4 protein-coding genes are annotated in these 8,861 nt (G+C 24.8%); all 4 read right to left on the reverse strand.

What is annotated here, in order from left to right; translation table 4 throughout:
• Nucleotides 1–98 precede the first annotated feature (98 nt).
• The 4 genes from ACXYRR_RS04125 to ACXYRR_RS04140 are packed head-to-tail and all read right to left on the reverse strand — an operon-like array spanning nt 99 to nt 8,686.
• Nucleotides 99–1,916: an AAA family ATPase gene (locus ACXYRR_RS04125; protein WP_458598178.1), complete on the reverse strand. Its 1,818-nt coding sequence runs from the start codon at nt 1,914–1,916 to the stop codon at nt 99–101.
• Entirely contained in the window at nt 1,916–2,920 is a 1,005-nt protein-coding gene (locus ACXYRR_RS04130; protein ID WP_435129780.1) for a hypothetical protein, read from the reverse strand. The genes ACXYRR_RS04125 and ACXYRR_RS04130 overlap by 1 nt, the downstream gene beginning before the upstream one ends.
• Nucleotides 2,920–4,842 carry a hypothetical protein gene (locus ACXYRR_RS04135; protein WP_458598180.1) on the reverse strand — a complete coding sequence of 641 codons (1,923 nt, stop codon included), beginning with the start codon at nt 4,840–4,842 and terminating at the stop codon, nt 2,920–2,922. Before ACXYRR_RS04135 ends, ACXYRR_RS04130 begins: the two co-directional genes overlap by 1 nt.
• Nucleotides 4,814–8,686 (reverse strand): AAA domain-containing protein, encoded by a 3,873-nt coding sequence (locus ACXYRR_RS04140; RefSeq protein WP_458598182.1) that lies wholly within the window; start codon nt 8,684–8,686, stop codon nt 4,814–4,816. The genes ACXYRR_RS04135 and ACXYRR_RS04140 overlap by 29 nt, the downstream gene beginning before the upstream one ends.
• Nucleotides 8,687–8,861 lie beyond the last annotated feature (175 nt).

The following is an 8,861-nucleotide window of genomic DNA, read 5'->3' on the forward strand; positions in this document are numbered from 1 at the left end:
AATATGCCGAGATGATACAATGTTAATTTTCTGTTAATTTTTATGTCCTTGTTTAATATTAAAAACTTTTTTAACTGTGACACAGTTAAAAAATAAATTTATTCCAAATTTAAAAAGATTTCACCTTCTTTATACTCTATATTTAATGTTGTTTGTTTGCTTGTTCGAATGTTTGTAAAGTTTTCAAAAATAAAATCGCTAACTTTATCAATTAAAATTTCATCTAAACCTGTAATAATTCCACGTGCACCTAATTTTTTATCAATTTTTGTTTTTGTTTTGGTTAACAAACCATTTATTACATTTTCATAGTCTGCTATTCTCATTTCTAACTCATATAATGACTTCAATTGTTTTTGTAGTTTAACAAGGTTAATTTTAATTATTTGTTTTATGATATTATCATCAGTTATAAAGTTAAATGCTATGATATTTCTATGGCCGATACGATTTAATAATTCTGGTCTTTGTAGTTGATTATTAAAATAATTTACAACTTCTTTTCTAAAATTCTTTTCAACATTTATAACTGAATCATCTGGAGATACTTTATTTGCACCAATGTTGGACGTAAAAATAATAAAAGTTTCCGAGAAGTCTATTAACTCTCCCTTAGAAGATGTCAATCTACCATCTTCTAAGATTTGTAAGAATTTATCTAGTATTTTCGGGTGTGCTTTTTCAATTTCATCGAAAAGTAAAATAGAAAATGGATTTTCCTTCACTTTATTAGTTAACTCTCCACCTGAATCATATCCTACATATCCTGGTGGAGCACCAATTAATCTTTGATCAGAATGTTCATGATTATATTCTGACATATCAAAACGAAGCAATTTATTTTCATCGTGAAAAACAAATTCTGCTAATGCTTTTGATATTTCGGTTTTACCTGTCCCTGTGGGTCCGGCAAAAAATAAAATTCCTTTTGGTTTGGATAACTTTTGCGATTGCAAGATACCATTTAAACCAATAAATGATGAAATTAATGTTTGCTTTATTTTAGCAATTGCTCCATCTTGACCTAATACTCTTTTTCTTATCTCAATTTCAAAGTTTTTGAGGTTTACAGGATTAATTTTCTGTCACTCTGATTCTTTTTTATTATAATGAATAAGGTTATATTTTTCAGTATATGTGAATTTATTACTTCCTGTTCATCAAACTCGACCAATTTGCATTATTTCACGGCATGTTTTTTGTGATGTTAATCCTACTGCCTGCGAGTGCTCTTTGCTTTTTATTTCTTGTAATTTACTTACATCAGAAACAATGAAATTTTCAGATGTGTTTTCTATTATATATGATCGCTCGTATTGATTTGGTTTATTGATGTGAACTACTGCAGCCTCAGGATTATCCTTAACTAATTCACTAAAGATATTTTGCTCATTTTTTGCTATAAAAATCACTTTATTTTGTTTATTAATATCTGCATTATTAATCAGTTTTTCAGATTTAATGTTAGTTAAAATAACTGATAATATTCCACTAATAACTTCAATTAACTCAGGCGAATTCGTTGCTGTATTAGAAATTAATATATCTGAAAAATCAATAATATATACATTTGGATTCGCTTTTTTAGAAACTTTGTTCTTGTTAAATTCAACAATGCTTTCAAGCAATCTTCTCATATATGTCAACAAATCGATACTGTTTTCTTCTTCATCTGTTTCATATTCAGAAGTGATAACTTCTGGATATAATTGGAATTCACCATATCCAGGACTAAATTTAGTTATCCTTAGATAACCTAACGATTCAAACAAATTAATTATATGTTGATCTAAATTATGTTCTTTTTTATTATCATGTTCATCTTTATAATAATATGTATCATATACATTACCTGAGATAACTACAAGATTCTTTTCTTGCAGTTTAATTGCTAATTTCTTTAAAGAATTATACATTATTTTACTCCAGATTTTATGGTTTGCTGCATTGCTTTTAATAATGGTTTTGCATTGATAATATTACGAAGTATTTTAATATCTTTGTATAAATATCCTTTTTTAGAGACTGCTTGCTGAATCTTTTCTGATAATGTAACACACATATGTTTCTCATAATCCCCTATATCATATTGTACACTGTCATCTAGATTGAAAATAATTTTAAATCTATTATCTTTATTATTTTTAAAATTTAGAACATATGCAAATGAAACTCGCAATTCACCTTTGTCATCAGTAATTGTAATAACATCTGGTGTACCTTTTAAATGATACCCGTTTTCTTTTAAAACTTCTTTATAGGTATTTATTTTTCTTTGGGTTAAATTATTACGATAATTTAACTCTTGTATTACTGCTAATAAATCACTTATTTCTTGCGGAGAAGTCTTTGTATCTAGCTCATCAAGTAATTTGAATTTTATCTTTATATCTAATGTAGATTCTTCAATTAAGTTCTCAATATGTCTTTTAGTTTTATCCAATGTTTGCTTAGTAATCTCTTTATTTCTTATCTGAGAAATTTTGGCTTGCAGTGCATTCGTTGTAATAACTGTACCAGTTTCTTTTAGTTCATCTATAGCGATGTTTGCAATATAACCTTCTTTTAAAATTAGTCGATTTATTTCACTTTCATCTTGTTTAATTTGAGCAAAAATATCATCGATATAGTTTAAATTTAATTTAAGATTTTCTAGTTGTTTAAAAATTCTGTGTTTTTGGTATTGAAATTCTGTTTCTCTAGCAGTAACTTGATTTTCATATATTTGTCTTGTCTCGGAAAACGACTCGAGCGTATTTAAACTTGCAGCTACTGATTCTAAAATTTCTTTACATTGTTCTTGAAATAATTCAGATGAAGCATTGTTATAAAGTTCTGTAACTTCATCATTAATTTTATTTAACTCTTGTTTTTCTGCATCAATGCAGATGCTATGAGTAATTACTGCAGCATGTGACATTATTTTTCTCCTTTTTTACTGTTATCAAATTCTGATTCAAATCTTAACAATTGCTTCTCTTTTGTTAAATTAAAACTAAAATTTTCTTTTTCTTTGTTATGTATTTGCTCAGAAGTTCATTCATATGTTTTGGAAAAATTAGGATATCCTTTTTCTTTTAATAATTTAGAAACATTTTTTGTTGAATTTACTAAGGTTTCTAAACTTTGTCTTAGTTTTGCTGTTCTGCCTAAAAATGTTTCTTCAGACATTGTTGGAGCATCTTTTAGATAAATTTTAATTTTATTTATATTATTTGATATATATGGACTTTTTAAAGGACTGTAATTTATTGCAGTTAATTTATTTAATTGTGATTCTAATTCGCTCTTTGTCATTGATTTGTATTTTAGTAGCAATAAATTAAGAATCTCAAATGCTTTTTTAATATTTATTTCAGGTATTCAGTTGTCAAAATACACTTCGCCATTATCATAAAACCAAGGAAATGTCTCATAGAAAATGTTTAGCAATGTTGAATTTGTTATATCATATTTATATTTTGATGATACTAATTTTATAAATTCACCGTTATCTATATTCTTATAAATGTTATTTTTTTGCTTCTTTAAATATTTAATTAATTCATCATATTCAATTAATTTTTCTGTGTATAAATACATTAATTTATTTATATCTGTTATTTTATGATTTAATATTTGTTCTTTATTTTTAACAAAGAAATTATAAAAATAATTAACTGTGAAATTATAATCAATAATTTCCATAACATATTCCAGAACCTTAGCATCTTTTATCTGATGATTTATATCCTGTGTGTTTTCTTTTGAAAACTCACTTTTAATCCAATGTTTTAAATCTATTTCTTCTTTATATAACTGATAGGTATTAACAAAGTCAGTTTTTGGATTTCCCAAATTGTTATTAAGGTAATATTGCAGTTTTATTGGTGCTTTAAAGACTTGTCAATGCTTATTTTCAGCATATATAATTTTAATTGAAATGGGTCAGATTCAACTCTTTTGTTCATTACATTTATCTATCAAGTTTTGATTTTCTTCTAATGAATATTTTAGATCTTCTTTATCCTTTTGATAAAAATTCCCTTGAAAATCACTCCCATCAAAAACTTCATTAAATTTTTCTTGAAGTTTTTGTCTAAGTATATATGAAAATGAAGGAATATATTGATTATATGAATATATAAAATTTGTCTTGTTTCATTTAATTTTGTTATTATCTACTTCAAATTCACAATTTTCTTCTATAAGAACATTAACTTTCTCTAATTGATGTGAAATAAAGACATAATCCTTATTATCATCATATCCACCTGATTTATATTCTTTCCATTGCGAAACATTATCATCGTTTGTTTTTATATTTTCGCGCAGTTTAATTATGTTATTTAAATCATTTGAATCAGAAAAGTTAGGTTTTCAATTAATATCTGTTTTCTTTACAGCTATTCTGCGTTCTTTATTTATTAAATTAACATAAATTATATTTTTTACTATCTTTTCTTGTTCTTCAAGTGTTTTATACTCATCATTATCAAAATATTCTAATATTTTTTTATTTATCTTAATAAAATGAAATCTCAAATTCTTTCAATCTCCTTTATTATATTCATTAGTGAGTGTATATAAAACATTATTTATAAATAAATTATCTATTTTTTCTTCTATTAAAACAAATGATCTTTGTCAAATATTTAATACTTTTGTAATAACATCTTTAAATAAATCAGTAGATTTAATTTCGTAATTACTTCGAAAGTCTGGGTTTTCTAAATACTTAATAATTCCTACAAAAATCGCACTTAGTTCATCCATATCAATGAGTTTTCTGTATTTTTTAAATATTTTTAATTCTAAATATGGAACATTAATCTTAATCTTCATTGAATTGTTCTTCATCATAATTAACAATTGCTCCTTTGCTTGATGCTTCATCATATCATTTTCTGATAATGCTTTCGAATTTACTTCCTGTAGGTAGATCTATTTCTGAAACAATATCATTAAGAGGTTTTCGGAATGCACCAACTAAAATTAATTTATCCTTTGCGCGCGAAACTGCAACATTTAAACGTTCTATTTTTTTATAAAAATCATAATTTCTGGTATTAAGACTAACGAAACCGTTCTCATCGAAACTATTTTGTGCTCTGATTAAATCTACTATAACAATATCTTTTTCGCGACCTTGAAAGTTATCTACTGTATCTACTTTGATATTTTTTAGTGCCTTTATATGCGAGTATTCTTTGATGAAGCTTCTAACAACATTACTCTGATCACGGTTCATACAGATTACACCAATTTGGTTGGAGTTTATATTGTTATTTTTAAATAAATTATGAAGTATTTTTATAATAATATATGCATTATATTCATTGATTCTTCCGTTGTATTCTTTGTTTTTAAACATAGAAGATTTTTGATCAGCAGTGTAAGAAAGATTGCTAAGAGCATTAATTATTTTGTTTTTTTCTGAATGTTCTGAATTTAAAGAAAGAAATTTCATAAAATCTGTCGAATAATGTGTGGAATCAACTATGTTAAAATGATGATTAAAATTATTATTCTGATTCGTTTTTAAATTATAATTAATAAATTCGTGACTTTGATAAATGCTCGGCATCTCGAGTTTTTCATCATGATCATAAACAAAGTTAACTATATTCATTATCTCGGTAGCAAAACGGTGTTGAGTTTTTAAAAATGAATATGGTGAATGATTATTATATCTTCTTTTTATTTGCAATGCATGTTCTTTAAAGAAAGGAAATTCCAGTTCCTTTTTAAGATTATTTCAAAACTCTTCTGTTGCTGGTCATTTTGAGCTATTTTGAAGTTTCAACCAATTTCATCAATTATCCAAAATTCCTTTATCTGATTCTCCATATTGATTAAGTTTTTTGTCATTTAGGTTTTCAGTTAATTCAACATTAGGTGGCAGTTGCCGATAATCTCCAACTAATGTTACCTTATTAGCCATTAAAATACTATTAATCACTTCTAATGTTGTTGATTTTGATACTTCATCAAGAATTTGAAAATATATAGGATAATCTATAAATAACCTTTTAGAATTATCGCTATCATTAAAAATCGATATTTCTTGTCTGGCTGATGTAGTCATTCCTATAACATTGATTAAATCTGCATCAAATGCTTTCCTAGCAAAATTTTTAATATCATCAATACTGTTGTTTGATTTATCAGCATAATAATTTTTCATTTTATCAAAATATATACTTCATTTATCCTGGATTTTAGTTTGTGTTTTCTTTAGAATATCATCAAGATTTCAAAATTCGACTAATCTAATTTGTGATTTACTTGCTACATTTTTAAATTGTTGAAAATATTTATTTTCTTCAAATCCTTTATATTCATGGTTAGTTTTGATTGTAAAATCTAATATCTGGTGCAATATGTCATAATCTATAGTTTCTTTATAAGGGGATAAAGTTATTTTCATAACTTCATCTTTTGTGTGTTGAGTTATTTTTAAATATAAATCTGGTGCTTTGTCTTTATTTGATTCTAAATATTCAACACTTAATTTTATATCAATATATTTTAGTAAATTTTCTTCTTTATTATCTTTATACCAATTTAAAAAAGGTTGAAAATTCTTTTTTTCAGTAATTAAATTATTGAATAAAGAACTTGTAAAATTCTTTAACATCGCTTTATCGCTGAATTTTTCATTTTCTAGAATTTCAGGATTACTGTAATCTATATCTTCTCGTCTTAATAACTTAAAATATATAAAATTGGGATTCTTTTTATTAATTTCATACAAGCGATCAAGTGCATTATTAATTGCTTCATGTGTTGATGACATTATTAAACAGTTCTTTTTATTTTCATTTACTACATGCTCTATAATTGCACAAATAGTCTGTGTTTTTCCAGTCCCAGGCGGTCCTTGAATGTATGAAATACTTGATGAATTTAGTGCTTTTTTAACTGATTCTTCTTGTTTTTGATTTAAATTCAATGCTATCTGACTGTTTATTTTAAAATTTGCTGGTATGTTCACCTGAAAGAAATTTGGTTCTTCTACTGATTTTGCTAAATAAGGATTTCTGTACATCCCATCACTAAAGTTTTTTAACGAATTATAAAATCTTCTATATTTAATTACTAAACCTTCATCTTTATCAGACAAATAATAATGATTGCTATTAAAAAGATCTTTTATATTTAATAGAGAGTGTTCAGAATCATTAATTGATTTTATATTTATATTCTCTATTGACTCAGATTTTGTGTCTTTTTTTATCTTCAGTTCAGTCTCTATAATTTTATATATCTTAAAAAACTTATCTGCTATTAGTTTTTCAATATATTTTACTTTTTTTTCTTCTTTTTCTATACTTTCTTTATTTGATTTAATTAAAGTTCGTATATCAGATAATTTGGTGTTTGATATCCTTATATTTTCACTTATATTTTTGAGTTCTACATCGATCTTTTTTATCTTCTGCTCTAGTAATAATTTTTCATTATTTAAGTAATTTATTTTATCTTTATAATTATCAACATCATAATCATCTTCTCATGATTGTTCTTTAATTTTTTTAATTTCTTTTATTTGATTTGATACTTCATTAATTTTATTATTAAAATTGCTTATTTGTTGTTGTAAATCTTGTTTATGTTTTTCAGATTGTTTCTTCTCTTTTTCTTTTTCATTAATTTCATTTGTCAGATTTTGATTCTGATGTGTAAGCATATTTATTGATTCATTTGATGATTTTATAAATGAATTTAACTTACTTTTTATATACTCGGTTTTATCAACATCATTTTCGTTTTTGTTTGTAAATTCATATTTATCATCATAATCATTTTCAGCAAATATACTGATATTCTTACCGGAAACAAGTTTTTCTTTTTTATTATCTCTGCTCACCAAGCATCAATACTTATGATATGTATTTATATTATCAACTCTTCTGTCTTTGAATTTTAAAACAGGATATGAGTATGTCTTTTTATCACTTTCTTTATTAAAGATATGGAAAGAAATTAAAAAATCCAATGAATTCCTTAGTTTTAATCCATTTTCAGTTTTTGTATTTTTTGTTCACATTAATTCACTACTTTTTTCAAGAATTATGTTTCTTATTTTATGATTCTCTTTTAGAGTATTGTATATTCTAAAATAATTTTCTTCGTATTTAATATTTATAAGCTGAATGCAAAGATTAGAAATATTTTGATATTCTTTTTCTAATGATAAGTCCAAAAACTCTATTCTACTTAATTCAAAATATAAATCTTTAATACTCTCCAGTTTCTTTAATTTAGTAAAAAGACAAATGCTATTAAATCTGTCAATCTTAAATTCTTTAATATAGGAATCCTTTAGCTTTACAATAAAAACTACAGTTGAAACCAACGGTCCACCTGTTTTTAAATCATTCCAATCATTATTTAACAAAACCTTTTCTAACTTCTTTTTGCTTGATAGCAAATCAAGATTTATTACTTCCAAGTTATAATTATCTATATTCTTAAATACTCCATTAAGATAATTAATATACTGATTTATATCATTAGAATTCAAGTAATTTAAATTCCTTCGAAATGTTTCTTGAAGAAACTTCTCCAGGGTTTTCTCTTTTTGTTTTTCAGAAATATGTCCTGCTTGAATTCTTAAATCGCCATACGAAAGCTTACTATTAAAATTAACAGCTATATTAATAGTAGATGTGTGTGTGTGTGTGTAGCAAGTTATCCACAACCATATTTAATTTACCTCACAATTTCTCTTATTATGAATTATTTATTCATAAATTTTACTATAAAAATAGGCAATTTATTGCTTTTTACTGATATTTTTTAGGTTGTGTTCTTACACAAGTTAAAAAAATGCCCCTTAGGCATAGTCCTTTGAAAACTGAATAGTAATTATAATT

The sequence above is a fragment of the Mycoplasma sp. 246B genome, assembly GCF_054353935.1.